Origin of the sequence: Yokenella regensburgei (assembly GCF_051486985.1) — a bacterium.
Lineage (GTDB): Bacteria > Pseudomonadota > Gammaproteobacteria > Enterobacterales > Enterobacteriaceae > CBFFRJ01.
Map to the genome: position 1 here is coordinate 76,498 of NZ_JAHVDV010000008.1, position 24,747 is coordinate 101,244.

Annotated in this window: 24 protein-coding genes and 1 tRNA gene; 17 read left to right on the forward strand and 8 right to left on the reverse strand. The window is 53.1% G+C overall.

Annotation, left to right across the window (positions count from 1 at the left end):
* Positions 1 to 34: 34 nt before the first annotated feature.
* Positions 35 to 1,378: an argininosuccinate synthase gene (gene argG, locus KXR87_RS08000; protein WP_437431733.1), complete on the reverse strand. Its 1,344-nt coding sequence runs from the start codon at positions 1,376 to 1,378 to the stop codon at positions 35 to 37.
* A gap of 381 nt (positions 1,379 to 1,759) precedes the next feature.
* Between argG and KXR87_RS08005 the strand changes: the two genes are divergently transcribed.
* The 12 genes from KXR87_RS08005 to mtr all read left to right on the forward strand — a co-directional run bounded on the left by KXR87_RS08005 (position 1,760) and on the right by mtr (position 15,491).
* Positions 1,760 to 1,836 (forward strand) — tRNA-Met (locus KXR87_RS08005).
* Positions 1,837 to 2,044: 208 nt separating this feature from the next.
* Positions 2,045 to 2,497 carry a ribosome maturation factor RimP gene (gene rimP, locus KXR87_RS08010; RefSeq protein WP_437431734.1) on the forward strand — a complete coding sequence of 151 codons (453 nt, stop codon included), beginning with the start codon at positions 2,045 to 2,047 and terminating at the stop codon, positions 2,495 to 2,497.
* 28 nt (positions 2,498 to 2,525) lie between these two features.
* Entirely contained in the window at positions 2,526 to 4,013 is a 1,488-nt protein-coding gene (gene nusA / locus KXR87_RS08015; protein ID WP_437431735.1) for a transcription termination factor NusA, read from the forward strand.
* A 24-nt stretch (positions 4,014 to 4,037) separates the two neighbouring features.
* On the forward strand, positions 4,038 to 6,725 hold the full coding sequence (gene infB / locus KXR87_RS08020) for a translation initiation factor IF-2 (protein ID WP_437431736.1): 2,688 nt from the start codon (positions 4,038 to 4,040) through the stop codon (positions 6,723 to 6,725).
* A 134-nt stretch (positions 6,726 to 6,859) separates the two neighbouring features.
* Positions 6,860 to 7,270 carry a 30S ribosome-binding factor RbfA gene (gene rbfA, locus KXR87_RS08025; protein ID WP_437431737.1) on the forward strand — a complete coding sequence of 137 codons (411 nt, stop codon included), beginning with the start codon at positions 6,860 to 6,862 and terminating at the stop codon, positions 7,268 to 7,270.
* Positions 7,270 to 8,217: a tRNA pseudouridine(55) synthase TruB gene (truB, locus tag KXR87_RS08030; RefSeq protein WP_437431738.1), complete on the forward strand. Its 948-nt coding sequence runs from the start codon at positions 7,270 to 7,272 to the stop codon at positions 8,215 to 8,217. Before rbfA ends, truB begins: the two co-directional genes overlap by 1 nt.
* A 144-nt stretch (positions 8,218 to 8,361) precedes the next feature.
* Positions 8,362 to 8,631: a 30S ribosomal protein S15 gene (gene rpsO, locus KXR87_RS08035; protein ID WP_004385056.1), complete on the forward strand. Its 270-nt coding sequence runs from the start codon at positions 8,362 to 8,364 to the stop codon at positions 8,629 to 8,631.
* A gap of 246 nt (positions 8,632 to 8,877) precedes the next feature.
* Positions 8,878 to 11,013 carry a polyribonucleotide nucleotidyltransferase gene (pnp, locus tag KXR87_RS08040; RefSeq protein WP_437431739.1) on the forward strand — a complete coding sequence of 712 codons (2,136 nt, stop codon included), beginning with the start codon at positions 8,878 to 8,880 and terminating at the stop codon, positions 11,011 to 11,013.
* Between the two features lie 107 nt (positions 11,014 to 11,120).
* Positions 11,121 to 12,005: a lipoprotein NlpI gene (nlpI, locus tag KXR87_RS08045; RefSeq protein ID WP_437431740.1), complete on the forward strand. Its 885-nt coding sequence runs from the start codon at positions 11,121 to 11,123 to the stop codon at positions 12,003 to 12,005.
* Between the two features lie 107 nt (positions 12,006 to 12,112).
* Positions 12,113 to 12,193 (forward strand): protein YrbN, encoded by an 81-nt coding sequence (yrbN, locus tag KXR87_RS08050; RefSeq protein WP_437431800.1) that lies wholly within the window; start codon positions 12,113 to 12,115, stop codon positions 12,191 to 12,193.
* Complete coding sequence (locus KXR87_RS08055; RefSeq protein WP_437431741.1) at positions 12,186 to 14,108, forward strand: DEAD/DEAH family ATP-dependent RNA helicase; 1,923 nt, start codon at positions 12,186 to 12,188, stop codon at positions 14,106 to 14,108. The genes yrbN and KXR87_RS08055 overlap by 8 nt, the downstream gene beginning before the upstream one ends.
* A 138-nt stretch (positions 14,109 to 14,246) precedes the next feature.
* Complete coding sequence (gene mtr, locus KXR87_RS08060; RefSeq protein ID WP_437431742.1) at positions 14,247 to 15,491, forward strand: tryptophan permease; 1,245 nt, start codon at positions 14,247 to 14,249, stop codon at positions 15,489 to 15,491.
* Positions 15,492 to 16,012: 521 nt separating this feature from the next.
* Here the strand turns inward: mtr and KXR87_RS08065 are convergent.
* The 3 genes from KXR87_RS08065 to ubiU all read right to left on the reverse strand — a co-directional run bounded on the left by KXR87_RS08065 (position 16,013) and on the right by ubiU (position 19,101).
* Entirely contained in the window at positions 16,013 to 17,020 is a 1,008-nt protein-coding gene (locus KXR87_RS08065) for a luciferase-like monooxygenase (RefSeq protein WP_437431743.1), read from the reverse strand.
* Between the two features lie 198 nt (positions 17,021 to 17,218).
* Positions 17,219 to 18,097, reverse strand: coding sequence for a U32 family peptidase (locus KXR87_RS08070; RefSeq protein ID WP_437431744.1), 879 nt, complete (start codon positions 18,095 to 18,097; stop codon positions 17,219 to 17,221).
* An 8-nt stretch (positions 18,098 to 18,105) separates the two neighbouring features.
* Entirely contained in the window at positions 18,106 to 19,101 is a 996-nt protein-coding gene (gene ubiU, locus KXR87_RS08075; protein ID WP_437431745.1) for a ubiquinone anaerobic biosynthesis protein UbiU, read from the reverse strand.
* Between the two features lie 239 nt (positions 19,102 to 19,340).
* Between ubiU and ubiT the strand changes: the two genes are divergently transcribed.
* Positions 19,341 to 19,865 carry a ubiquinone anaerobic biosynthesis accessory factor UbiT gene (gene ubiT, locus KXR87_RS08080; RefSeq protein WP_437431746.1) on the forward strand — a complete coding sequence of 175 codons (525 nt, stop codon included), beginning with the start codon at positions 19,341 to 19,343 and terminating at the stop codon, positions 19,863 to 19,865.
* Positions 19,859 to 20,362, forward strand: coding sequence for a GNAT family N-acetyltransferase (locus KXR87_RS08085; RefSeq protein WP_437431747.1), 504 nt, complete (start codon positions 19,859 to 19,861; stop codon positions 20,360 to 20,362). Before ubiT ends, KXR87_RS08085 begins: the two co-directional genes overlap by 7 nt.
* On the opposite strand, the gene KXR87_RS08090 is transcribed toward KXR87_RS08085, so the two are convergent.
* Complete coding sequence (locus KXR87_RS08090) at positions 20,349 to 20,651, reverse strand: GIY-YIG nuclease family protein (RefSeq protein WP_437431748.1); 303 nt, start codon at positions 20,649 to 20,651, stop codon at positions 20,349 to 20,351. The two genes, KXR87_RS08085 and KXR87_RS08090, sit on opposite strands and share 14 nt — an antisense overlap.
* Before the next feature lie 53 nt (positions 20,652 to 20,704).
* Between KXR87_RS08090 and KXR87_RS08095 the strand changes: the two genes are divergently transcribed.
* Positions 20,705 to 21,142, forward strand: a complete 438-nt coding sequence (locus KXR87_RS08095; protein WP_437431749.1) for a YhbP family protein — start codon at positions 20,705 to 20,707, stop codon at positions 21,140 to 21,142.
* Here KXR87_RS08095 and KXR87_RS08100 read toward each other — a convergent pair.
* Positions 21,128 to 21,646: a type 1 glutamine amidotransferase domain-containing protein gene (locus tag KXR87_RS08100; protein WP_437431750.1), complete on the reverse strand. Its 519-nt coding sequence runs from the start codon at positions 21,644 to 21,646 to the stop codon at positions 21,128 to 21,130. The two genes, KXR87_RS08095 and KXR87_RS08100, sit on opposite strands and share 15 nt — an antisense overlap.
* Positions 21,647 to 21,764: 118 nt before the next feature.
* On the opposite strand from KXR87_RS08100, the gene KXR87_RS08105 reads away from it, so the two are divergent.
* A complete protein-coding gene (locus KXR87_RS08105) occupies positions 21,765 to 22,403 on the forward strand; it encodes an NAD(P)H-binding protein (protein ID WP_437431751.1) in 639 nt (212 codons plus the stop codon).
* 73 nt (positions 22,404 to 22,476) lie between these two features.
* Positions 22,477 to 23,514, forward strand: a complete 1,038-nt coding sequence (locus tag KXR87_RS08110; RefSeq protein WP_437431752.1) for a permease — start codon at positions 22,477 to 22,479, stop codon at positions 23,512 to 23,514.
* 44 nt (positions 23,515 to 23,558) lie between these two features.
* Here KXR87_RS08110 and dolP read toward each other — a convergent pair whose 3' ends face one another.
* Positions 23,559 to 24,134 carry a division/outer membrane stress-associated lipid-binding lipoprotein gene (gene dolP, locus KXR87_RS08115; RefSeq protein ID WP_437431753.1) on the reverse strand — a complete coding sequence of 192 codons (576 nt, stop codon included), beginning with the start codon at positions 24,132 to 24,134 and terminating at the stop codon, positions 23,559 to 23,561.
* A gap of 9 nt (positions 24,135 to 24,143) precedes the next feature.
* A complete protein-coding gene (diaA, locus tag KXR87_RS08120) occupies positions 24,144 to 24,734 on the reverse strand; it encodes a DnaA initiator-associating protein DiaA (protein WP_437431754.1) in 591 nt (196 codons plus the stop codon).
* Positions 24,735 to 24,747: the final 13 nt, after the last annotated feature.

Consider the following 24,747-nt stretch of genomic DNA (forward strand, 5'->3'; position numbering starts at 1 on the left):
CCGCTTTCGCGGCTTTCCAGTTTTTGTTTAAAGCTTACTTTGCTTTATTTTCCAGGTTCTCTACCTGCGGTAGCCCTGTTGCTGAAGAAGCGGAAAGCAGGCCCGACTGAGCGTAACCAAACAGCTTCTCACGGGTATCGGTAATGTCCAGGTTACGCATGGTCAACTGACCAATACGGTCGTCTGGCGAGAAGACGGACTCACCTTTTTCCATCGTCAGACGTTCTGCTTTGTAGGTCAGGTTATCTGAGACCGTATTCAGGATGGAATAATCATTGCCACGACGCAGTTCCAGTGTGACTTCACCAGTAATTGCGCTTGCTACCCAACGCTGAAGCGCATCACGCAGCATCAGTGCCTGAGAGTCAAACCAGCGACCCTGATACAGGAGACGGCCTAACTGACGACCGTGCGCGTGATACTGCTCAATCGTATCTTCGTTATGAATGCCGGTCAGCAGACGTTCATAAGCAATGTGCAGCAGCGCCATCCCCGGGGCTTCGTAAATACCGCGGCTTTTCGCTTCGATAATACGGTTTTCAATCTGATCGCTCATGCCAAGACCATGACGGCCACCAATACGGTTAGCTTCCATCATCAGTTCAACATCGTCGCTGAAGGTTTGGCCATTCAGCGCCACCGGATGGCCCTTCTCGAAACGGATGGTGACTTCTTCTGCCGGGATCTTCACGTTCTCATCCCAGAATTTAACGCCCATGATCGGATTAACGATTTTAACGCTGGAATTCAGAAACTCTAAATCCTTGGCTTCATGGGTCGCGCCGAGCATGTTTGAGTCGGTGGAGTATGCTTTTTCAACAGACATCTTGTAGTCGAAACCACATTCAATCATAAATTCGGACATTTCCTGACGGCCGCCGAGTTCATCAATGAAATCGGTGTCGAGCCAGGGTTTATAAATTTTCAGTTCAGCGTTGGTCAGTAAGCCATAGCGGTAGAAACGCTCGATATCATTGCCTTTATAGGTGCTACCGTCGCCCCAAATGTTAACGCCATCCTCTTTCATGGCCGCAACCAGCATCGTTCCGGTGACCGCACGTCCTAATGGCGTGGTGTTAAAATAGGTCAGGCCACCTGTTGTGTTATGGAATGCACCACACTGGATGGCAGCAATCCCTTCAGCTACAAGCTGCTTACGGCAGTCGATCAGGCGGGCATTCTCCGCGCCATATTCTTTCGCACGACGAGGAATGGCGTCATAGTCGTCTTCGTCCGGCTGACCCAGATTCGCGGTATAGGCGTAAGGAACGGCACCTTTTTTGCGCATCCACAGCAGCGCTGCGCTGGTATCCAGTCCACCTGAAAAAGCGATACCGATACGTTGACCTACCGGCAGATGCTTGAGAATTGTCGTCATAAAATAAATCCCTGCTTGATAAACCTATGGAGAGAGACTTAACAGCCACGCCATGATGTTTTTAAACCAGCCACGATAAGAATATTAGTGAATGGTTATGCAAAATAAATGAGTTTTCATTTAAACATCTTTTAACGGCGACAGGAAGAGAAGAGTACTATTTTCAGTGCTAAATTAGCATGGATTACCGTTGCATAATGAGCAAGGCGCCTGGTCAGGTGATTCTTAAACCATGCGCATAACGGGCAAACTGCATGTGGTTGACAGTGACTGAGGTTTATCAATATAATAGACGCTGATTTTACGTCCCGTCTTCGGTACCAAATCCCAGCATTATTTGCAAATCTTCTGCTAACCGAGTAGAATTTGCCACGTTTCAGGCGCGGGGTGGAGCAGCCTGGTAGCTCGTCGGGCTCATAACCCGAAGGTCGTCGGTTCAAATCCGGCCCCCGCAACCACTTTCCCGAAGTGTTCTTTTTCAAATATACTATGAAGACTTTATGCCTTCGTCGCTGGATTTGAAAAAAATACTCCCGGAAGGTTCTCCAGGTCGCAGTTGCGACTTTAGGGTTCAGTTATTTAAAGCCCCGATTTATCGGGGTTTTTTGTTATCTGACTACGAAATAACTGGGCTATATGCCCTTTTTTTATGTCTTGGGGGTGGGCTTGTCCACATTAGAGCAAAAATTAACAGAGATGATCACTGCACCAGTCGAAGCACTGGGCTATGAACTGGTTGGCATTGAATTTGTGCGTAGTCGCACATCTACGTTGCGCATCTATATTGATAGTGAAAATGGCATCACTGTTGAAGATTGTGCTGATGTAAGCCACCAGGTCAGTGCAGTGATGGATGTTGAAGATCCCATCACGGTAGCTTACAACCTGGAAGTGTCCTCACCAGGTCTTGAGCGTCCTTTATTTACGGCGGAACACTACGAGCGTTTTACGGGCAACGAAGTGACACTGGTCCTGCGTATGGCGGTACAAAACCGTCGTAAGTGGCAGGGCATTATCAAAAGTGTCGATGGCGAGATGATCACCGTTACGGTCGAAGGTAAAGATGAAGTGTTCGCATTGAGCAACATTCAGAAAGCGAACCTGGTCCCCCACTTTTAACAGTCTGGATTGAGGTGAAAGGCCCCCGATGAACAAAGAAATTTTGGCTGTTGTTGAAGCTGTTTCTAACGAAAAAGCGCTGCCGCGTGAGAAAATTTTCGAAGCGCTGGAAAGTGCTCTGGCTACAGCAACCAAGAAAAAATATGAGCAAGAAATCGACGTGCGCGTCAGCATTGACCGTAAAAGCGGCGATTTCGACACGTTCCGTCGTTGGGTTATTGTCGAAGAAGTAACCCAGCCTACTAAAGAGATCACCCTTGAAGCCGCCCGCTATGAAGACGAAAGCTTCAACGTTGGTGATTATGTTGAAGATCAGATTGAATCGGTAACCTTTGACCGTATTACAACCCAGACGGCAAAACAGGTTATCGTACAGAAGGTTCGCGAAGCTGAGCGTGCAATGGTTGTTGACCAGTTCCGCGAGCATGAAAGCGAAATCATCACCGGTGTGGTGAAGAAAGTTAACCGCGACAACATTACGCTCGATCTGGGCAACAATGCTGAAGCCGTCATCCTGCGTGAAGATATGCTCCCGCGTGAGAACTTCCGTCCGGGCGACCGCATTCGTGGTGTGCTATATGCCGTGCGCCCGGAAGCGCGTGGTGCGCAGTTGTTCGTCACTCGTTCAAAACCGGAAATGCTGATCGAACTGTTCCGCATTGAAGTACCGGAAATTGGTGAAGAAGTGATTGAGATTAAAGCAGCCGCCCGCGATCCGGGCTCTCGCGCAAAAATCGCAGTCAAAACCAATGATAAACGAATCGATCCGGTAGGTGCTTGCGTAGGCATGCGCGGTGCGCGTGTACAGGCGGTTTCTACGGAACTGGGTGGTGAGCGTATTGATATCGTCCTGTGGGACGACAACCCGGCACAGTTCGTGATTAATGCGATGGCGCCAGCGGATGTTGCTTCGATTGTCGTTGATGAAGACAAGCACACCATGGATATCGCCGTTGAAGCCGGTAACCTGGCACAGGCAATTGGACGTAACGGTCAGAACGTCCGTCTGGCTTCGCAATTGAGTGGTTGGGAACTCAACGTCATGACCGTTGATGACCTGCAGGCTAAGCATCAGGCTGAAGCACACGCAGCCATTGATACCTTCACCAAATATCTCGATATCGATGAAGATTTCGCGACTGTACTGGTTGAAGAAGGCTTTGCCACGCTCGAAGAGTTGGCCTATGTGCCAATGAAAGAACTGTTGGAAATCGACGGCCTTGATGAGGCTACCGTTGAAGCGCTGCGCGAGCGTGCTAAAAACGCACTGACCACTCTGGCACTGGCCCAGGAAGAAAGCCTTGGTGATAACAAACCAGCTGACGATCTGTTGAATCTGGAAGGATTAGATCGCGAAATGGCCTTCAGACTGGCTGCCCGTGGTGTTTGTACGCTGGAAGATCTCGCCGAACAGGGCATTGATGATCTGGCTGATATCGAAGGGTTGAACGACGAAAAAGCCGGTGAGCTGATCATGGCAGCCCGTAATATTTGCTGGTTCGGTGACGAAGCGTAATAAACTGTAGCAGGAAGGAACAGCATGACAGATGTAACCGTAAAATCGCTGGCTGCAGAGATACAGACCTCCGTGGATCGCCTGGTACAGCAATTTGCTGATGCAGGTATCCCGAAGTCTGCGAATGACTCTGTATCCGCACAAGAGAAACAGACTTTACTGGCGCACCTGAACCGTGAAAACGGTTCTGCGCCGGACAAATTGACATTGCAGCGTAAAACGCGCAGTACTCTCAATATTCCAGGTACCGGTGGAAAGAGTAAATCGGTACAAATCGAAGTCCGCAAAACACGCACCTTTGTAAAACGCGATCCGCAAGAGGCAGAACGCCTTGCCGCGGAAGAGCAGGCGCAGCGTGAAGCGGAAGAGCAGGCCCGTCGTGAAGCAGAAGAAGCTGCTAAACGCGAGGCGCAACAAAAAGCTGAACGTGAGGCCGCAGAACAAGCGAAACGTGAATCCGCCGAGAAGGCGAAACGTGAAGCTGCGGAAAAAGATAAAGTGAGCAATCAACAAACCGACGATATGACCAAAACCGCCCATGCTGAAAAAGCCCGCCGCGAAGCGGAAGCTGCTGAGCTGAAACGTAAAGCTGAAGAAGAAGCACGTCGTAAGCTTGAAGAAGAAGCTCGCCGTGTTGCTGACGATGCGCGCCGTATGGCTGAAGAAAATGCTGGCGTCTGGGCTGAGCAAGAGAAAGTGGAAGAAGATAAGAGCGATTATCATGTCACTACTTCTCAGCACGCTCGCCAGGCGGAAGATGAAAACGATCGTGAAGTTGAAGGCGGTCGTGGTCGTGGCCGTAATGCAAAAGCAGCGCGCCCGGCGAAGAAAGGCAATAAACATGCTGAGTCGAAAGCCGATCGTGAAGAGGCCCGCGCTGCCGTTCGTGGCGGTAAAGGCGGCAAGCGTAAAGGTTCTTCTCTGCAGCAGGGCTTCCAGAAGCCAGCGCAGGCTGTTAACCGTGATGTTGTGATTGGCGAGACCATCACCGTTGGCGAACTGGCTAACAAAATGGCCGTTAAAGGTTCTCAGGTCATCAAAGCGATGATGAAACTGGGCGCCATGGCGACCATTAACCAGGTTATCGATCAGGAAACCGCACAGCTGGTTGCTGAAGAGATGGGCCATAAAGTCACCCTGCGTCGTGAGAACGAGCTGGAAGAAGCGGTAATGAGCGACCGTGATACGGGTGTGGCGGCAGAGCCGCGTGCACCGGTTGTGACCATCATGGGTCACGTTGACCACGGTAAAACCTCTCTGCTGGACTACATTCGTTCAACGAAAGTGGCTTCCGGTGAAGCGGGCGGCATTACTCAGCACATCGGTGCGTACCACGTTGAAACTGACAACGGTATGATCACCTTCCTGGATACCCCGGGCCACGCCGCATTTACCTCTATGCGTGCTCGTGGTGCACAGGCGACGGATATCGTTGTTCTGGTCGTTGCAGCAGACGATGGCGTGATGCCGCAGACTATCGAAGCAATCCAGCACGCGAAAGCGGCGCAGGTGCCGGTCGTTGTTGCGGTCAACAAAATCGACAAGCCAGAAGCCGATCCGGACCGCGTGAAGCAGGAACTCTCCCAGTACGGCATCATGCCGGAAGCATGGGGCGGCGAAAGCCAGTTCGTCCATGTATCTGCCAAAGCGGGTACCGGCATTGATGAACTGCTGGATGCTATCCTGCTGCAGGCTGAAGTTCTTGAGCTGAAAGCCATTCGTAATGGTATGGCGAGCGGCGCGGTCATCGAATCCTTCCTGGATAAAGGTCGTGGTCCGGTTGCAACCGTTCTGGTACGCGAAGGTACGTTGCATAAAGGCGATATCGTTCTGTGTGGCTTCGAATACGGTCGTGTTCGTGCAATGCGTGACGAACTGGGTCGTGAAGTTACCGAAGCTGGTCCATCTATCCCTGTAGAGATCCTTGGTCTGTCCGGTGTTCCTGCTGCGGGTGATGAAGCAACGGTTGTTCGTGACGAGAAAAAAGCGCGTGAAGTTGCACTGTACCGTCAGGGTAAATTCCGCGAAGTTAAGCTTGCGCGTCAGCAGAAATCTAAACTTGAGAACATGTTCGCTAACATGACCGAAGGCGAAGTTCACGAAGTGAACGTCGTACTGAAAGCGGACGTTCAGGGTTCTGTTGAGGCTATCAGTGACTCTCTGCTGAAACTGTCTACCGATGAAGTTAAAGTGAAGATCATTGGTTCCGGCGTAGGTGGTATCACTGAAACCGACGCCACCCTGGCTGCTGCATCTAATGCTATTCTGGTCGGCTTTAACGTTCGTGCGGATGCTTCTGCCCGGCGCGTGATTGACGCTGAAAGTCTGGATCTGCGTTACTACTCCGTCATCTACCATCTGATTGACGAAGTGAAAGCGGCGATGAGCGGTAAGCTCTCTCCGGAACTGAAACAGCAGATCATCGGCCTTGCTGAAGTTCGTGACGTCTTCAAATCACCGAAATTTGGCGCTATCGCAGGCTGTATGGTTACCGAAGGTACCATCAAGCGTCACAACCCAATCCGCGTTCTGCGTGACAACGTGGTTATCTATGAAGGCGAGCTGGAATCCCTGCGCCGCTTCAAAGATGACGTTAACGAAGTCCGTAACGGCATGGAATGTGGTATCGGCGTGAAGAACTATAACGACGTTCGCGTTGGCGATATGATCGAAGTGTTCGAGATCATCGAAATCCAGCGCAGCATCGATTAATCCACCGCTTCTTTTGAGCTTCGCTTAAAACCTGAAGTGGAAATATGTCGGCCGGGTAAGCGGAGCGCCACCCGGCAAGAAATTTAAAAAGGGGCTTTTGGCCCCTTTTTTGTCTTTATTCTGGAGAATTTATTATGGCGAAAGAATTTGGTCGCCCGCAGCGTGTATCACAGGAGCTGCAAAAAGAAATTGCAATTATCCTGCAGCGCGAAATCAAGGACCCGCGTCTGGGCATGATGACCACGGTTTCCGGCGTCGAAGTGTCCCGCGATCTGGCTTATGCAAAAGTGTTTGTCACCTTCCTTAACGATCAGGATGAAGCGTCTGTAAAGGCCGGTATACGTGCACTGCAGGATGCATCAGGTTTTATCCGCACATTGCTTGGAAAAGCGATGCGTCTACGTATCGTGCCGGAACTGACCTTCTTCTACGACAACTCGCTTGTCGAAGGGATGCGCATGTCCAACCTGGTGACCAGCGTTGTAAAACACGATGATGAACGTCGTGTGAATCCGGATGAAAGCGGCGATAGCAAGGAGGACTAATGAGTCGTCCTCGTCGTCGTGGTCGCGATATACATGGCGTGTTATTGCTGGATAAGCCGCAGGGGGCATCCAGCAATGACGTGCTGCAAAAAGTGAAGCGTCTGTTTAATGCCAACCGCGCCGGGCACACGGGCGCGCTGGATCCGCTGGCAACAGGTATGCTTCCTATCTGTTTGGGTGAAGCGACCAAGTTTTCCCAGTATCTGCTTGATTCAGATAAACGTTATCGCGTGATTGCCCGGCTGGGGCAACGCACAGACACCTCTGACGCAGATGGTCAGATTGTTGAAGAGCGACCGGTGACGTTCAGTGCTGAGCAACTGGCTGCTGCGCTGGAGAGCTTCCGGGGCGAAACCGCGCAGGTTCCTTCTATGTATTCCGCCCTGAAATATCAGGGAAAAAAGCTGTACGAATATGCGCGCCAGGGCATTGAAGTGCCCCGTGAAGCCCGCGCCATCACCGTGTATGAGCTGTTGTTTATTCGTCATGAAGGCGATGAACTTGAACTGGAAATTCACTGTTCAAAGGGCACCTACATCCGCACCATCATTGATGATCTGGGTGAAAAACTGGGATGTGGTGCACACGTGATTTTCCTGCGCCGTCTTGCCGTCAGCAAATACCCGGCTGAGCGAATGGTGACGCTGGAGCAGCTGCTGGAGCGGGTTGAAAAAGCGGAATCGCAAGCTGTTCCGTCAGCAGAACTTCTGGATCCACTGCTGATGCCGATGGACAGTCCGGCGGCGGATTACCCGATGGTTAATATTTCGTCTACGGTAGCGGCCTACTTTAAGTTGGGTCAGACAGTTCGTACGGATATTACGTCGCTGGATGGTCTGGTAAGGGTGTCGGAAGGCGATGACGCGCAGTTTATCGGCATGGGTGAAATGACCAATGACGGCCGTCTCTCGCCACGTCGACTGGTGGTTGAGTATCCTCCAGCCTGAGCCCCACCTTGCGATAAACAGACACTACGAGTAGAATATTGCCGCTTAATGCCGTGGCAATTGTTTAACAATGTGTTGGCATTACACTGGGGTTGCTGAATTAGAGATCGGCACCCTTTCATTTTTTTATCACTGGAGTTCAAAATGTCTCTAAGCGTTGAAGCTAAAGCAAAAATCGTTTCCGAGTTTGGTCGTGGCGAAAATGACAGCGGTTCTACCGAAGTTCAGGTTGCCCTGCTGACTGCTCAGATCAACCACCTGCAAGGTCACTTTGCAGAGCACAAAAAAGATCACCACAGCCGTCGTGGTCTGCTGCGCATGGTTTCTCAGCGTCGTAAACTGCTCGACTACCTGAAACGTAAAGATGTTGCACGCTACACTGCGCTTATCGAGCGTCTGGGTCTGCGTCGCTAAGTCTGGCGAGTTTCAGAGAAAGGGGCCGTAAGGCCCCTTTTTTCAACCAGACGGCAGCAATTAACGGTACAATAATGTATTGTTGCTAAGAATGATCTTCGTTGCAGAGGTTCGCGCGGCTAATGAGAGGCTTCACCCGGAGAACACGGGTTAGGGTTGTCATTAGTCGCGAGGATGCAAAGAGGATCGGGTTTTAACGACAGCACTCTAAAGATGTGCTGCCATCCATTAAGAAAGGACAATACTTTGCTTAATCCGATCGTTCGTAAGTTCCAGTACGGGCAACATACCGTCACGCTGGAAACCGGCATGATGGCGCGTCAGGCCACTGCAGCCGTTATGGTTAGCATGGATGACACTGCGGTATTCGTAACCGTTGTTGGCCAGAAAAAAGCAAAACCAGGTCAGGACTTTTTCCCGCTGACCGTAAACTATCAAGAGCGTACCTACGCTGCGGGTAAAATCCCTGGTGGATTCTTCCGTCGTGAAGGTCGTCCAAGCGAAGGTGAAACGCTGATCGCGCGTCTGATTGACCGCCCGGTTCGCCCGCTGTTCCCGGAAGGCTTTGTTAACGAAGTCCAGGTTATCGCCACCGTGGTTTCTGTAAACCCGCAGGTTAACCCGGATATCGTTGCGATGATTGGTGCCTCTGCTGCACTGTCTCTGTCAGGTATTCCGTTCAATGGTCCAATCGGTGCCGCGCGCGTTGGTTATATCAACGACCAGTACGTGCTGAACCCAACCCAGGAAGAGCTGAAAACCAGTAAGCTGGACCTGGTGGTTGCTGGAACTGAAGGCGCTGTGCTGATGGTGGAATCCGAAGCTGAACTGCTGAGCGAAGACCAGATGCTGGGCGCAGTGGTATTCGGCCATGATCAACAACAGGTTGTAATCCAGAACATCAACGACCTGGTGAAAGAAGCCGGTAAACCACGTTGGGACTGGCAGCCGGAAGCGGCAAACGACGCGCTGAATGCACGCGTTGCAGCCCTGGCTGAATCTCGCCTGAGCGATGCTTACCGCGTAACCGACAAACAAGAGCGTTATGCTCTGGTTGACGTCATCAAATCTGAAACCGTTGCTGCTCTGCTGGCAGAAGATGAAACCCTGGACGCGAACGAACTGGGCGACATCCTGCATGCTATCGAGAAGAACGTTGTTCGTAGCCGCGTACTGGCTGGTGAGCCGCGTATCGATGGTCGCGAAAAAGATATGATTCGTGGTCTGGATGTACGCACTGGCGTACTGCCGCGTACTCACGGCTCCTCTCTGTTCACCCGTGGTGAAACTCAGGCGCTGGTTACCGCAACCCTGGGTACTGCGCGTGATGCACAGAACATCGATGAACTGATGGGCGAGCGCACTGACTCCTTCCTGTTCCACTACAACTTCCCTCCGTATTCCGTAGGGGAGACCGGTATGGTCGGTTCGCCGAAACGTCGTGAAATTGGTCACGGTCGTCTGGCGAAACGCGGCGTACTGGCGGTAATGCCGGATGCAGACAAATTCCCGTACACCGTTCGTGTGGTGTCCGAGATTACTGAATCCAACGGCTCTTCTTCGATGGCTTCTGTCTGCGGCGCTTCTCTGGCGCTGATGGACGCAGGTGTGCCAATCAAAGCCGCCGTTGCGGGTATCGCAATGGGTCTGGTGAAAGAAGGTGACAACTTTGTGGTTCTGTCAGATATCCTGGGCGATGAAGATCACCTGGGCGATATGGACTTCAAAGTGGCTGGTAGCCGCGAAGGTATCTCTGCGCTGCAGATGGATATCAAAATCGAAGGCATCACCAAAGAGATCATGCAGGTTGCTCTGAACCAGGCTAAAGGTGCGCGTCTGCACATCCTGGGTGTGATGGAACAGGCTATCAACGCACCGCGTGGCGACATTTCTCAGTTCGCTCCGCGTATCCATACCATCAAGATCAATCCAGACAAGATCAAAGATGTCATCGGCAAAGGCGGTTCTGTTATCCGTGCACTGACCGAAGAGACTGGCACCACCATCGAAATCGAAGATGACGGTACTGTGAAGATCGCAGCGACCGACGGTGAAAAAGCGAAATTCGCGATTCGTCGTATCGAAGAGATCACTGCTGAAATCGAAGTGGGTCGTATCTACAGCGGTAAAGTGACCCGTATCGTTGACTTTGGCGCATTTGTTGCCATCGGTGGCGGTAAAGAAGGTCTGGTACATATTTCTCAGATCGCCGATAAACGCGTAGAGAAAGTAACAGACTACCTGCAGATGGGTCAGGAAGTGCCGGTTAAAGTTCTGGAAGTTGATCGCCAGGGCCGTATCCGTCTTAGCATTAAAGAAGCTACCGAACAAACTCAGCCTGCAGGTGCGCCGGAAGCGCAGCAAGCAGAGCAGGGCGAGTAAGGTTGTTTTGCCCTCCACTACGGTGGAGGGCGCATTATCGGGCAGGACGCCGTGTTTGCAGCCGGGGGACAGGACGTTCATCCAATTGTTGTCTTCGGGAGTGGGAAATGAAGCCTTTTTTGCGCTGGTGTTTCGTTGCGACAGCTTTAACGCTGGCAGGATGCAGCAACTCTGCCTGGCGTAAGAGCGAAGTCCTCGCGGTGCCATTGCAACCGACTTTACAGCAGGAAGTAATTCTGGCACGCATGGAACAAATTCTTGCCAGTCGGGCTTTATCCGATGATGAACGCGCGCAGCTTTTATATGAGCGCGGAGTGTTGTATGATAGTCTCGGTCTGAGGGCACTTGCGCGAAATGATTTTTCACAAGCGCTGGCAATCCGACCCGATATGCCGGAAGTATTCAATTACTTAGGTATTTACTTAACGCAGGCAGGCAATTTTGATGCTGCCTATGAAGCGTTTGATTCTGTACTTGAGCTTGATCCAACTTACAACTACGCGCACTTGAACCGCGGAATCGCCCTGTATTACGGCGGTCGCGATAAATTAGCGCAAGATGATCTGCTAGCGTTTTATCGAGACGATCCCAATGATCCTTTCCGTAGCCTGTGGCTTTATGTCGCTGAGCGTAAGCTTGACGAGAAGCAGGCAAAAGAAGCTCTGTCTCAGCGCTTCGAAAAATCGGATAAAGAGCAATGGGGATGGAACATTGTCGAGTTCTACCTGGGCAACATTAACGAAGCAACGTTAATGGAACGCCTGAAGGCGGACGCAACGGATAACACCTCGCTCGCTGAGCATCTCAGTGAAACCAACTTCTATTTAGGTAAGTACTACCTAAGTCTGGGGGATAAGGACAGCGCTACGGCACTGTTCAAATTAGCGGTTGCTAACAACGTACACAACTTCGTTGAGCACCGTTATGCATTGTTGGAACTATCGCTCTTGGGCCAGGAGCAAGACGACCTGGCAGAATCGGACCAGCAATAGCTGACGACATAGACATCAGCCCGTAATCTTTTGATTGCCATCACCTTAACTGGTGAGGGCGCTGTTGTTCGTCAATACATCTACTTTGAGCCGGTTCACACTTTTCAATGAAAATTGCAGATCATTTTCACGATGAGTTATGTAGACTGGCCGCCACTGACATTGAGGCACTTGTACTACATGGCTGAATTCGAAACCACTTTCTCCGATCTGGGGCTGAAAACCTCTATTATTGAAGCCCTTAACGATCTCGGTTACGAAAAACCTTCTCCGATCCAGGCAGAGTGTATTCCGCACCTGTTGTCTGGTCGTGATGTACTGGGCATGGCCCAGACGGGTAGCGGAAAAACCGCAGCGTTCTCGCTGCCGCTGCTCAACAACATTGATCCGGAACTGCGCGCGCCGCAGATCCTCGTACTCGCTCCAACCCGTGAACTGGCTGTTCAGGTTGCGGAAGCGATGACTGATTTCTCTAAACATATGCATGGCGTAAACGTGGTAGCCCTTTATGGTGGCCAGCGTTATGACGTGCAGCTGCGCGCCCTGCGTCAGGGACCACAAGTTGTTGTGGGTACCCCAGGTCGTCTGCTCGATCACTTAAAACGTGGCACCCTGAACCTGTCCGGCCTGAAGGGTCTGGTTCTGGACGAAGCCGATGAAATGCTGCGTATGGGCTTCATCGAAGACGTTGAAACTATCATGGCGCAGATCCCGGCTGAACATCAGACCGCGCTGTTCTCTGCAACCATGCCGGAAGCCATTCGTCGCATTACCCGTCGCTTTATGCAAGAGCCGCAGGAAGTGCGCATTCAGTCCAGCGTTACCACCCGCCCGGACATCAGCCAGAGCTACTGGACTGTGTACGGCATGCGTAAAAACGAAGCGCTGGTACGTTTCCTGGAAGCAGAAGATTTTGATGCGGCGATCATCTTCGTTCGTACCAAAAACGCGACGCTGGAAGTGGCTGAAGCACTGGAGCGTAGCGGCTACAACAGCGCAGCGCTGAATGGTGACATGAACCAGGCACTGCGTGAGCAGACGCTGGAGCGCCTGAAAGACGGTCGTCTGGATATCCTGATTGCAACCGACGTGGCAGCACGTGGTCTGGACGTTGAACGTATCAGCCTGGTTGTTAACTACGACATCCCGATGGACTCCGAGTCTTACGTTCACCGTATCGGTCGTACTGGTCGTGCCGGTCGTGCTGGCCGTGCGCTGCTGTTCGTTGAGAACCGTGAGCGTCGTCTGCTGCGTAACATCGAACGCACCATGAAACTGACCATTCCGGAAGTAGAGCTGCCGAACGCAGAGCTGCTTGGCAAACGCCGTCTGGAAAAATTTGCCGCTAAAGTACAGCAGCAACTGGAAAGCAGCGATCTGGATCAGTACCGTGCACTGCTGGCGAAAATTCAGCCGTCTGCTGAAGGCGAAGAGCTGGATATCGAAACCCTGGCTGCTGCTCTGCTGAAAATGGCGCAGGGTGAACGTGCTCTGATCGTACCGCCAGATGCGCCGATGCGTCCTCGTCGTGAGTTCAAAGAGCGTGACGAGCGTTTCGAACGTCGTGGCGATCGCAACGATCGTGGTCCTCGCGGCGATCGTCCTGAGCGTGGTGGTGAAGATCGTCCACGTCGTGAGCGTCGTGACGCAGGTGAAATGGAACTTTACCGTATCGAAGTGGGCCGTGATGATGGTGTTGAAGTTCGCCACATCGTGGGTGCTATCGCTAACGAAGGCGATATCAGCAGCCGTTACATTGGTAACATCAAACTGTTTGGTACCCACTCTACTATCGAACTGCCGAAAGGCATGCCGGGCGAAGTACTGCAGCACTTTACCCGCACGCGTATTCTGAACAAACCGATGAATATGCAACTGCTGGGCGATGCGCAGCCGCGTACTGACCGTGGTGGCGAGCGTCGTGGCGGTGGTGAGCGTCGCGAAGGCGGTCGTGGCTTTGGCGGCGAACGTCGTGAAGGTGGCCGTAGTTTCGGTGGCGAGCGTCGTGAAGGCGGTCGCAGTGAAGGTCGTAGCTTTAGCGGTGAGCGTCGTGCGCCACGCCGTGAAGAAGGCACCAGCCGTCGTCGCTTTGGTGATGCATAATTACTGGTAGTTCAGCTTTACAAACTGTAAAGTTTTAAATACAAACCCCGATGAAACCATCGGGGTTTCTTTTATCTGTTTTGTACTCTTGTACTGGTACAATGCTGCGGCACTGAAGCCTTACAGGAGATGAAGTTCATGGCAACACTGACAACCACACAGGCAACACCATCGTTGCTGGCAGGGGTGGTGATTATTGGCGGGACGGTAATTGGCGCGGGAATGTTTTCATTACCGGTGGTCATGTCAGGCGCATGGTTCTTCTGGTCTCTTGCGACGCTCGTTTTCACCTGGTTCTGCATGCTGCATTCCGGGCTGATGATTCTGGAGGCCAACCTCAATTACCGGGTCGGGTCGAGCTTCGACACCATTACTAAAGATCTGTTGGGCCGTGGCTGGAACCTGGTTAATGGCCTTTCCATTGCCTTTGTGCTTTATATCCTGACCTACGCCTATATCTCGGCGAGTGGCTCTATTCTGCACCATACCTTCGCGGAAATGTCATTAGACGTTGCCCCGCGAGCCGCCGGGCTGGCATTTGCTCTGCTGGTGGCGTTTATCGTCTGGCTTTCCACTCGTGCCGTGAGTCGTATGACAGCGATTGTTCTCGGCGCTAAAATCATCACCTTCTTTCTGACCTTTGGCAGTCTGCTGGGGCACGTTAAGCCCGCGACGTTATTTAACGTGGCGGAGGCAAACCCCTCCTACACGCCATATTTGCTGATGACATTGCCCTTTTGCCTGGCCTCGTTTGGCTACCACGGTAACGTGCCGAGCCTGGTGAAATTTTACGGTAAAGATCCGCGCACCATTACGCGCTGTCTGGTTTACGGCACACTGCTGGCGCTGGGGCTTTATACGGTGTGGCTGCTCGGCACAATGGGCAATATTTCACGCCCTGACTTTATCAGTATCGCTGCCAAAGGCGGCAATATTGATGTGCTGGTACAGGCGTTAAGTGGCGTACTGAACAGCCGCAGCCTTGATCTGCTGTTGGTGGTGTTTTCCAATTTTGCGGTAGCCAGCTCTTTTCTGGGGGTCACGTTGGGTTTGTTTGATTACCTGGCGGATCTTTTTGGTTTTGATGACTCCGCCCTGGGGCGCTTCAAGACCGCGCTGCTGACCTTTTTACCGCCGATAGTGGGTGGACTGCTATGGCCGAACGGTTTCCTGTATGCCATTGGCTATGCGGGGCTGGCGGCGACCATCTGGGCAGCAATTGTGCCAGCGCTGCTCGCACGAGCGTCGCGTAAACGATTTGGTAGCCCACAGTTCCGCGTCTGGGGCGGCACGCCGATGATTGTCCTGATTCTGCTGTTTGGTCTCGGCAATGCGGTGGTGCATGTGCTGTCGAGCTTTGATGTGCTGCCGGTTTACCGGTAGAAAGAGCAACCCTCACCCTGCCTCTCTCCTGAAGGGCTGAGGAATCCCCACAAAATAATACGAGCATGGAAAGTCCCCTCGCCCCTTTGGGGAGAGGGCCAGGGTAAGGGGAAACCTGCGGCGCTTGTGGTCATTCCGTTCACCTTATGTTCCTTGCTTGTCTGTAGCGACAGAACCCGTGAACGTGCCAGGGTGGTTCACCGCCACCACCCTGGCGACCCGGGCTCCCGGCCAGGAAAATCGCCGCTTCGCGGTCCATGATGTTTATGTCGTCTGACTGTCGGGTCGGGGACCAGCCTGCATCCCTGCAGGCTATCCCCTCCGCCCGCTTCCCTGCGGGCGGCCCCGGTCAGCCGTCAACGCCTCATCGATTTTCAGCCGGACCCTGTCATCGCGGTGACGGTTTTATTCTCATTTCGCCGTGATATCGCTGCAAAACGTCATATTGCTGGGAATTCCTCTCCCAAGGGGAGAGGGATAAAACCGTAGACCGGGCAAGCGCATCGTCGCCCGGCAATACACTAACCCAGCAGTTCCTCTTTTACCTGCATGGTCAAATCGAACGAATGCAGGCGAGCCTGATTATCAAAAATCTGCCCGTTGACCATGATTTCATCCGCTTGCGTTTCACGCAGTACCGATTCCAGCCCATGACGTACCTTCGCTTTATCGCCAACCAGCGACATACTCAGGGCCTGCTGAACGCCATACTGCTCGGAGGCCGACCACAGCTGATGCATATTTTCCACTGGCGGTGGTAGCTGTCCGGTTTCCCCACGACGTAATTTCACAAATGCCTGCTGCATAGAGGTAAACAGGAATTCCGCATCGCGATTGCTGTCGGCGGCGATAATGTTGATGCAGACCATTGCATAAGGTTTGTCGAGACGCGCCGAAGGTCTGAACTGAGTACGATACAAATGCAGCGCCTGCAGGAGCATATCGGGGGCGAAGTGGGAAGCAAAGGCGAAGGGGAGACCCAGTTGGGCCGCCAGTTGTGCACTGTAAAGACTTGAGCCCAGGAGCCATACCGGGATCTGCTCACCATAGCCAGGAACCGGACGCACCTGTGGATGAGGATCGCGGGCATCAAACCAGTCCACCAGCTCGGCAACATCACGCGGGAAGTTATCAACATCACCGCTCATATGGCGGCGCAGGGCCCGCATGGTGGGCTGGTCGCTCCCTGGCGCACGGCCCAGACCTAGATCGATACGTCCAGGATAAAGGGTATTCAGCGTACCGAACTGTTCGGCAATCACCAGCGGCGAATGGTTGGGCAGCATCACGCCACCGGAGCCTAAATGCAGGGTGGTGGTATTGGCTGCCAGATAACCAATCAGAACAGAGGTCGCCGCGCTGGCGATGCCGACCATGTTATGGTGCTCCGCCAGCCAGTAACGATGATAGCCCCGCTTTTCGGCAAGGCGGGCGAGATCCAGAGAGTGTGCAAAGGCATCTCGCGCCGAAAAGCCCTGCGGGATCGGTGCCAGGTCCAGCACCGAAAACGGAATGGTTTTATCAGTCATGTCAGCTCACTTTGTTGACGGCGAATTAATTAATAGTGCATTAAAAAATGATAACCGTTGTTAACAAAGTGAGCTTTTACACTTCATCCTGCAAGTTGCCCTCGCGTCAGCTATATCTTTACACCCCGGTCACTTGAGTAAGCTCCTGGGATCCTCAGACTCGCCGCCTTGATGCAACGTAAATGATTTTGTGTATCTTTACGCCTGGAGTTCCAGTCCGGGCAGCCGTCGCCAGTAGCCGTTGCACTCGCTGTTCACGGCCAGCGGTAGCGGGGACGTGCCGTGCTCATTAGCCCGGAAGGCATCAATCATGGCAAAGGTTTCGTCGCCCAACGGAGAAAGACGCACCATATCGACAATACCCGCCATCGATTTCAGCTCATTGCCCAGGTTATAAACGTAGCCGCTCATGGTCTGTATGCCGTTAAGCACAAACACCTGCTGATCTTCCTGCGACAGCATGTTTCGCCCGTTGGGATATTTAATGCAACAGGTTTCGCACTCATCTTTAGAACGGTCTTCCGAGCGGGCGGTAAAGCAGCGCGCAGAGTAGGCCAGCGGCAGATGCCCGTAACTCAGCACTTCCACCTCAAACTGCTCGCGTATACCCAGTTCGCTGCACTGATTGAGCAGGTCAATAAGCCAGTCGCGGGAGAGTTCAACCGGCATGCACCAGCGGGTCATTCCCTGTCTGAGCAGCAGACGCAGGGTGACCGCGTTATAAACGTTCAGCGCATGGCCTGCCACAAACGGCAGTTTGCGCTCGGCACAAAGGTTAACAACGCCAAGGTCGCTTGCTTCCAGCAGGAATTCGCCATTATCGACGTAGCGTTTCAGTTCGTTGAGTTCAGACGAGGCCTGCACCAGGGCAAGGGTTGATACAACAACCTGCTTACCGCTGTTAGCGAGGGATTTTGCCAAATCCAGCCAGTCACCCACTTTGGTGGCCCGGCGTTTACTGCATACTGCCTCACCGAGGTAAATGACATCAGCGCTGCTGGTAGCAGCCTGTTGGTAAAACCCTTCCAGCGTCTCTTTTGACCAGTAATAAAGCACGGGGCCGAGTGAATATTTCATCGTATTTCCTACTGCCATTTGCGATGGTACGCACCCAGGGTGGTCTGCGTACCTTCCGACATTGCGCCGAGGGTATTCATCCATGTCGCCTGTGGCGCGTAGGTCTGCGGATCGGCCATACAGCGATCAATGGCCTGACGCCAGACTTTTGCCACCTGGCTGACATACGCCGGGCTACGCTGGCGACCTTCAATTTTGACTGAGGCTATATTGGCTGCCAGCAGCTCAGGCAGCAGCTCGAGGGTATTCAGGCTGGTGGGCTCTTCAAGGGCATGATAACGCTCGCCATCCACTCTGTAGCGGCCTTTGCACAACGTCGGGTATCCGGCATTTTCGCCATCCTGGTAGCGGTCAATCAGCACATCGTTCAGTCGTGATTCCAGCCCTTGCGGCGTCTGTTGCCAGCGCACGAATCGTGCAGGGGAGCAGGCACCTACGGTGTTAGGCGATTCACCCGTCAGATAGGACGACAGGTAACAACGTCCCTCCGCCATGATGCACAGGCTACCGAAGGCGAACACTTCCAGCGGGACAGGGGTAACGCGGGCGAGTTGTTTAACCTGATGAATAGAGAGCACGCGCGGCAGCACCACACGGGCCACATCAAAATGACGATGATAGAAGCGTATGGCTTCTTCATTGGTTGCCGATGCCTGCACTGAGACGTGGCGTTCGATATGCGGATAGCGTTCAGCAGCATATTCCAGCATCGCCAGATCGGCCAGAATCAGCGCATCTGCGCCAATTTCTGCGGCCATATCCACCGCCCGCTCCCAGCGTTGATAGCCGTCAGGATGGGCAAAGGTATTAATAGCAATGTGCAGTTTCCGTTTGTGCTGGTGGACAAAACTCACGGCTTCCTGCAGTTTTTTATCGGTAAAGTTGAGGCCAGCGAAGTGGCGGGCATTGGTATCGTCTTTAAGACCGATATAGACAGCGTCGGCGCCGTTTTCAATAGCCGCCTTGAGCGCCGGGAGATTTCCAGCCGGGCAGAGCAACTCCATAATATTTCCTGCGATCCGGGGCGCGATGGCCCAGACAACCCGTTGGGGTCGCTAAATTGTTAATGAACTGGGATTCTAGTTAACCTGGTTGCGACAATTTTTGATTTGAGGCAGTTAATTGTGTATTGGTGGCATCAATAATCGCTGCACGCTTCTTACGTAATTGTTGATTTACGCCGCCATGCCATCGGGTTGATGTGGCAAAATAGCAGCAACATTTACCTCAGGGAGTAAAGCTCGTGTTGGAAAAACTGCGCTCACGTCTCGTTCACTATGGCCCGTCGTTGTTGAGCGTGCCGGTTAAACTGGCGCCTTTCGCCATCAAACGTCAGGTGCTGGAGCAGGTGCTCCGTTGGCAGTTTCAGCAAGCGCTGGAAGACGGAGAGCTTGAGTTTTTGGAAGGCCGCTGGTTAAGTATTCAGGTTCGTGATATTGGTCTGACGTGGTATACCTCTGTGGAGCATTCACGTCTTATCGTGCGTGAATCTGCCCCTGCCGATGTCAGTTTCTGCGCGAATGCCAGCGATTTGCTGATGATTGCGGCACGCAAGCAGGACCCGGATACCCTCTTTTTCCAGCGCCGTCTGGTCATTGAAGGGGACACTGAGCTTGGGCTTTATGTGAAGAACTTGATGGATGCCATTGAACTTGAGCAGATGCCAAAAGCATTACGCATCATGCTACTGCAACTGGCGGATTTTGTTGAAGCCGGCCAGAAGACGCCGCCTGAAACATCACAACCTTCTGTAGGTGAACCATGCTGATTCGAGTAGAGATTGGGATTGATGCACCGGGGATCGACGCACTCTTACGCCGCACTTTTGCGGATGAGGGCGAAGCGACGCTGGTGCATGATCTGCGCGAAGATGGCTTAATTACGTTAGGCCTGGTCGCAACGGATGACGAAGGGCAGGTTATCGGCTATGTCGCATTTAGCCCGGTGACAATGAAAGGCGAAGACCTGCAATGGGTCGGCCTGGCGCCACTGGCAGTGGATGAGGCTTACCGTAATCAGGGTATCGCTCGCCAACTGGTCTATGAGGGGCTGGATTCACTTAATGAATTTGGCTATGCCGCAGTCGTCACTCTGGGCGATCCTGATTTTTATGGGCGTCTGGGGTTCGAGCCTGCCGCTCACTATGATCTGCACTGCCGCTGGCCGGGAACGGAAAGCGCCTTCCAGGTGCACCGGCTGGCAGAGGATGCCTTTAACGACGTTTCTGGTCTGGTGGAATACCACACGTTGTTTAATCGCTTCTGACGGCAGCAGCCTGTAGGGTTTTCAGCAACTGCTCAAATGACCCATCTCCGGCAACGAGGCGCTCTTTCTGGCGCTTCGTCAACTGCTTGATTCGATACTCTATGCGTAGCGCCAGCGCGCGCTCTCCTACCGGGGCTGAAAATACCAGCGATAAATCGCCTTTTCCCCGCAGAGCTTTCGCCCCTTTCCCGTCCTGATGCTGCTTAAAACGGCGCGTAACATCGGTAGTAATGCCGGTGTAAAGACTGTTATCCGCCATGCGGATGAGATAAAGAAACCAGGGCGTCATAGCGTTATTCATTGTGTTAATGTGAATGAAAAATAGCATGGGGATGAAGAGAAATGGAAACGCTTGCGACCATTAATCGTTGGCTGGCGAAACAGCATGTCGTCACCTGGTGTGTGGCAAGTGGTGGTGAGCTATGGTGCGCTAACGCCTTTTATATTTACGACCCGCAGAAGGTCGCTTTTTATCTTCTGAGCGAAGATCATACGCGGCATGCGCAGATGACGGGCTCGCAGGCCAGAGTGGCAGGTACGGTAAATGGTCAGCCGAAAAGCGTGGCGCTTATTCGTGGTCTGCAGTTTGCCGGAGAGATACGGCGACTGGATGAAGAGGAGAGCGCCGAACCGCGAATGCGGTATAACCGACGCTTTCCGGTAGCCCGCATGATGTCAGCACCGATGTGGGAAATTCGACTTAACGAGCTCAAATTTACTGACAACACGCTGGGCTTTGGTAAAAAATTTCACTGGTTACGTGATTCAGGCACCCAGTAAGCGTAACGCTTCACGGTTAAAGGCCGGCAGATCGTCCGGCGTCCGGCTGGTCACCAGCTGGTTGTTATCCACGACCACTTCCTGATCGTAGAATTCAGCCCCTGCGTTTTTCACATCAATAACGATAGGCTTCACCGCCGTCAGCTTTCTTCCACGAATCACGTCCGCGCTGATAAGCAGCTGAGGTCCGTGGCAAATGGCGAAAACGGGTTTTCCGCTGTTGATAAAATCGCGCGTAAAGGTAACGAAACGATCGTCCCCGCGAAGATAATCAGGCGAATGCCCGCCGGGCAGCAGCAGGGCGTCATAATCAGCCGGACGTGTCTCATCAATGGCTTTATCAATGGTAACGCTGGCTTCCCCTTTCTTCCCCTTCACCGTTTTACCGGCCTCTTTCTCAATGGTAATGACCTCGTGGCCTGCCTTACGAAACTCCTCGGCCGGAGACGTAAATTCTGAATCTTCAAACTCGTCGGTGATCAAGACCGCAATTTTCTTGCTCATGTATCCTCCGTTATTCAGTTCAGGCTCGTCATTTTCAACAATAATGACTGTCAGGACTATTAAGCCTGGTTCAGGGCGCTGGCATTGCAAGGCAGACTTTTCTGCAAAAGGAGGGGAAATGAGTCGAATACTGTTAACCGGAGCGACCGGGCTTGTGGGCGGACATTTACTGCGCATGTTGGTTAATGACCCACGCGTCACGGCTGTTGCAGCCCCCACGCGTCGGCCGCTGGAGTCAACGTCAGACGTCTTTAATCCTCATGATCCGCAACTTAGCGATGCGCTGGCGCAGGTGACCACCCCGGTGGATACCGTCTTTTGCTGCCTTGGCACCACACGTCGCGAGGCGGGCAGTAAAGAGGCCTTTATTCATGCCGACTATACCCTGGTAGTGGATACCGCGCTCACGGGATTACGGCTGGGAGCGCGGCATATGCTGGTGGTCAGCGCAATGGGTGCCAGCGCGCGTTCTCCTTTTTTCTACAACCGCGTGAAAGGGGAAATGGAAAATGCACTGCGCGCGCAGGAATGGCAGCGTTTGACCCTGGTTCGCCCCTCTATGCTGATGGGGGATCGTGAGAAGCAACGTTTTAACGAATCATTATTTGCTCCACTGTTTAAATGGCTGCCGGGGAACTGGAAATCTATCGACGCGCGGGACGTGGCCGCTGCCATGCTTAAGGCTTCGTTTACCTCCTCAGCCGAGCGTGTGGAGGTCCTGACATCGGCCCAGCTGCGGGCGCTGGCAGCCGATTAAACGTTTTAAAATATATTTCAAAGGCGTACTATTCGCCGGGTAATTGATTCCGCATTAATCCCCGGAGAATGGTATGACTGGTCAGTCTTCATCCCGGGCGGCAACCTCCGTGCAATGGTGGAAGCCTGCCCTCTTTTTTCTTGTTGTCATCGTCGGCCTTTGGTACGTGAAATGGCAGCCTTATTACGGCAAAGCCTTTACCGCCGCACAAACCCACAGTATTGGTAAATCTATTCTCGCCGGGGCGGATGCGCATCCCTTCCAGGCGGCACTCGACTACGCGCTGGTCTATTTCCTTGCCGTCTGGAAAGCCGCCGTGCTGGGTGTGCTGCTCGGCTCGTTGATTCAGGTGTTGATCCCCAGAAACTGGTTGCTGCGAACCCTGGGTCAACAGCGACTGAGCGGCACATTATTCGGCACGCTTTTCTCGCTTCCCGGCATGATGTGCTCCTGCTGCGCGGCACCGGTTGCCGCCGGGATGCGTCGTCAGCAGGTGTCGATGGGCGGTGCCCTGGCCTTCTGGATGGGGAATCCCTTACTTAACCCGGCGACGATGGTGTTTATGGGATTTGTGCTGGGATGGCACTTCGTTGCCCTGCGCCTGATTGCCGGGCTGGTTATTGTGGTGGGCGTAGCGACGCTGGTGCAGCACCTGGTGAAAGACAGTATGCAGCAAAACACCCCGGTAGAGATTACGCTGCCTGAGCCGCAGGGCCATTTCTTCGCTCGCTGGGGCAGGGCACTGTGGACCTTATTCTGGAATACCATTCCTGCTTATATCATCGCGGTGCTGGTGTTGGGCGCGGCGCGGGTCTGGCTTTTTCCTCATGCCGATGGCGCTATCGACAACACGTTGTTGTGGGTGATTGCGATGGCTATTGTCGGCTGCCTGTTTGTCATTCCAACGGCGGCGGAAATCCCGATCGTACAGACCATGATGCTGGCGGGTATGGGCGCTGCGCCGGGTATGGCTTTGCTGATGACGCTGCCTGCCGTGAGCCTGCCTTCGCTTATCATGCTGCGTAAAGCTTTCCCGGCAAAAGCGCTGTGGCTGACCGGCTGTCTGGTGGCACTGGGCGGGGCGATAACAGGAAGTTTACTGCTTTTGTGAAGCGTAAAAGCCCGGTAAGCAGAACGCTGCCGGGCGAAAGACCATTATTTGATAAACGTAAAGGCGGTGGTGACGTGCTTCACACCGCTCACGCGGCTGGCAATGTCAGCGGCTGCTTTACCTTCACGATCGGTGACCAGACCCAGAAGGAAGACTTCGCCGTTTTCGGTGGTCACTTTGACGTTGGAGGATTTGACTTCGTCGCTGCTCAGCAACTGGGTGCGGACTTTTGACGTAATCCACGTATCGCTGGCTGCGGTTCCCATGCCAATAGGCTGACCCTGGCGGATCTCGTTAAACACTTCCGTTGCCCCTTCCACACCCACGGCAATCTGTTTGGCGCGGGAGGCAAGATCCGTTGTCGGTGCTTGTCCCACCAGCAGGACTTTGCCCTGATAAGCCGTTACGTTGACACGCGCTTGCTTCTTGATTTGTTCATCTTTAGACAGTGCGCTGTTAACGCGCAGCTCCAGCGTGCCATCATCAACCTGAGTGCCCACGGTGCGCGGATCGGTCGCCGCTTTGGTGCCCACTGCTGCCGAACCAACAACCACGGCACCAACACAACCTTGTAAGAGCAGCGCGGAAATAAGGACTGCGAGGGGCGTAAAAGCCTTCATGTGTACTCCTTAATCGTCCTGGTGAGGAAAAAGCGTGTTATCAATCAAATCGCATAAACAGTTCACCGTTAGCATATGCATCTCCTGGATGCGGGCGCTGCGGTGAGAAGGAATACGAATTTCAACATCCTGAGGCCCCAACAGCCCGGCCAGCTCACCCCCGTCATAACCCGTGAGCGCAACAATCGTCATATCGCGTGTTACCGCCGCTTCAACGGCTTTAACAATATCGCGACTGTTGCCCCGCGTAGAAATGGCCAGGAGAATATCACCGGCATGGCCTAACGCCCGAACCTGCTTGGCATAAATCTCGTCATGCAGGCGATCGTTCGCTATTGCCGTTAAGACCACGTTATCGGTATTAAGTGCAATAGCAGGTAAACTTGGGCGTTCTGTTTCAAAACGATTAATCATGCTGGCAGCAAAATGCTGTGCGTTGGCGGCGGAGGTGCCGTTGCCACAACAGAGGATTTTGTTGCCGTTAAGAAGGGAGTGGACCATGGTCATGGCGGCACGGGAAATTGCGTCTGGCAGGGCTTCTGCGGCTGCAATTTGTGTTTGAATGCTTTCGGTAAAGCAGACCTTAATTCTATCGAGCACAGTGTTCCCTATC